Source organism: Pontibacter sp. HJ8 (assembly GCF_054824225.1).
Window position 1 is genome coordinate 1 of the sequence record NZ_JSYF01000448.1, and the last position, 2,698, is coordinate 2,698.

5 protein-coding genes are annotated in these 2,698 nt (G+C 50.7%); 4 read left to right on the plus strand and 1 reads right to left on the minus strand.

Going from position 1 to position 2,698, the window contains the following annotated elements:
* The first annotated feature begins 353 nt into the window (after positions 1-353).
* From OB13_RS17585 to OB13_RS17600, 4 genes are all read left to right on the plus strand, one after another.
* Positions 354-767: a hypothetical protein gene (locus OB13_RS17585; RefSeq protein WP_461491492.1), complete on the plus strand. Its 414-nt coding sequence runs from the start codon at positions 354-356 to the stop codon at positions 765-767.
* 157 nt (positions 768-924) lie between these two features.
* Positions 925-1,137, plus strand: coding sequence for a hypothetical protein (locus tag OB13_RS17590; RefSeq protein ID WP_461491493.1), 213 nt, complete (start codon positions 925-927; stop codon positions 1,135-1,137).
* Between the two features lie 92 nt (positions 1,138-1,229).
* Positions 1,230-1,418: a hypothetical protein gene (locus tag OB13_RS17595; protein WP_461491494.1), complete on the plus strand. Its 189-nt coding sequence runs from the start codon at positions 1,230-1,232 to the stop codon at positions 1,416-1,418.
* A 216-nt stretch (positions 1,419-1,634) separates the two neighbouring features.
* Positions 1,635-2,393: an EcsC family protein gene (locus OB13_RS17600; protein ID WP_461491495.1), complete on the plus strand. Its 759-nt coding sequence runs from the start codon at positions 1,635-1,637 to the stop codon at positions 2,391-2,393.
* A 120-nt stretch (positions 2,394-2,513) separates the two neighbouring features.
* Here the strand turns inward: OB13_RS17600 and OB13_RS17605 are convergent.
* Positions 2,514-2,698: hypothetical protein (locus tag OB13_RS17605; RefSeq protein WP_461491496.1), on the minus strand; the 185-nt coding region annotated here is incomplete at its 5' end.

The following is a 2,698-nucleotide window of genomic DNA, read 5'->3' on the forward strand; positions in this document are numbered from 1 at the left end:
TTTTCACGACCGACAGGCATCAGAAGCCTGTTGTCATTTATTGCAGGAAGGCTATACCTGTACCGGCTTAATTTTTTTTCGGCTCTTATCGCCAGGGTTCATCCCTGATTAATGCCAGCAGCCTTTTCCCCGATTCGCGCTTTTATAAGCGGGCAAACAGCTATTATATAATTACATACACCTGTTGTTATACTTTCATAGCACTATATACCTATTCAGAATTTTTGTAGGGAATAATGCTATGATCGCCCCGCTTGCTGTCCTTCCAAATCATTAACCGTTAAGAACTTAAACCGTAAAACAGAACATCCCTGCAACATGTGGGGTGTATGTTCCATTAAAAAACGTAAGCTATGAAACGCAACAATGAGCAAGATCAGAACAATCGTTCGAACAATATGAACCAGTCGAATCAGAAACAAGGTTCAGCCTCACAGCAAAATTCACCGATGTCTAAGAGTGGCCAGCAATCGCAGGCCAGCAGCAGCAACCAGGGCCAGGGTTGGCATGGTGACTCCGAAGGACATTCCGAAGCCGGAAGACAAGGCAGCAAGAGTTCCGGCTCATCTTCTACCAGCAACAAGAGCTCCTCACAAGGCAGCCAGACACAAGCCAAGAGCAGCGGCCAGGGACAAGGACGCGGCTGGCACGGTGATCCGCAGGGACACGCAAAAGCCGGCAGCCAAAGCCATAAAAACGATGACTCCTCGTCAGGTAACAAAAATTCCGGAAACCGGGGTTCTGGCAGCGGACGAAGCAATTCGTAGGCTGGCCTGATTAAAATATGTTGAAGCACTGAAAAGCCCATGGCATCCGCTGTGGGTTTTTCAGCTTCAGCCCTGCCGCTCCAACCAGTGCCCAGGGGCACCGTACACATAGTGCAGGACAATTTGTGGACTGACAACAACTTAAAGAAGGAAAGCCATGAAAGAGCAGAAAGATCAGCGAAAGCACCACGAATCAAACAGTAATCCTGAGCAATCATTTGAGGCCGGCAAAAAAGGAGGCAAGCCTGCTATGAAAACTTCTAACCAATCTGCTAATGCAGTGAATAACCCCAATTCGAGCGGCAGTTCTGCTTCATCGGGGGAGCAGCAACCCCGCGTAAATAAGCAGAACAAACCGCAGCAGGGCTAAGGCTGGCAAAGTGACCGCGTCGGCACCAAGCCCGAAGGCACGCAACGGAAACAGGATGAACAGGGAAACGCATAAATTTAAATCCATAACCTATGAAAAACGAGAAAGAAAATAAAGGACTGGCCAAAAATAAGAAGGAAACCGAACTGGATAAGCCGGACAAAGCAAAGGACACCGGCACTTCCAACAGCCTGTACCGGGACGCTGTAGGCGACAAAGGCGCCAACAACTATACGCCCCAGAACAGAACGGACAACGAGCAGAACACCGAGAAAGACTAACACAACCTATAAACTTCGATAAAAAAGACAGCCACAGCTCCCTTTGCTGTGGTTGTCTTTTTTATACCTCCCCTACTTTACCGCCCGTGGTTATACTACCTTTTCCCGCAAAAGCTTATCTTCGGTGCAGCAGCATAAACCCAAATCTGCCGTACAGGTATAGACTTATATGATTGATCACTCCATTCACTGCAGCTGCAAGGCTGATCCGCGCCGATGACTCCCTATGAAGAACACGCCATCCGGGAACTGAGAACCTGGCAGCACCAAATGCTGGGCGCACCCAGCTTTGCCAACAAACTAGCCAAACGAATGCAGGTGAAGCTCAACAGCTATATTCCCGAAAAAGTACATGCTGCCATCACCGCTACCATCAAGCAAATGGTGCGGGCAGTACTGTTTGGTTCGGAGCTGACTACCCGAAAGCCCTACCCGTTTACCAGCCTGCAGCTGACCGAAGCCCTGGTGCAGGAGCGAATCAACTTTTACAGAAAAGCAGGAGCAGCGGAAGGAGGTATCACCGGAGCAGGAGGCATTCTGCTGAGCTTCGCAGATTTTCCGTTGCTTCTGGGCCTCAAACTCAAAATGCTCTTCGAGATAGCAGCGCTCTACGGTTACTCGGCCGAGGACTACCGGGAACGGGTATACCTGCTTCACATCTTCCAGTTGGCCTTCAGCAGCCAGGAGCAGCGCCGCCAGGTATACCTGCACATCGAAAAATGGGAGGAACAGGTGCGGCATCTGCCCGAAGACATTCACGACTTCGACTGGCGCACGTTCCAGCAGGAGTACCGGGATTACATTGATCTGGCAAAAATGGCGCAGCTGATCCCTATCATTGGTGCACCGATCGGGGCCGTTGTCAACTACCGCCTCCTCCACAAGCTGGGTATAACGGCTATGAACGCTTACCGTATGCGGTGGCTGGCAGAGCACCAGGCTGGTTCACCTCACCCTGTTCCAGGTAACAAATGATCCATACGTTCCCTACTTAATGAAAATACCATTCGGATGAAGCCCGTTACGATTTTAGAGTTCCCTTCGAACCTGGGTTTAAAAGAGCCGGCGCCGGGACGAGCACCGGGTGTCCGAAAATTACCAGCCTGGTTGCGCCAGCATGATTTCCACCAGCTCATTTCCCCTGAAGCTGTACAGGTACTCCCGCCCCCGGCTTACCGCATGCATTTTGATGCCGAGTCGGCAGTTCTGAATGCAGATGCGCTGGCGCAGTATGCGCAGCAGCAGGCTACCTTGATGGGTGGGGTTTTGACTCAAAATAA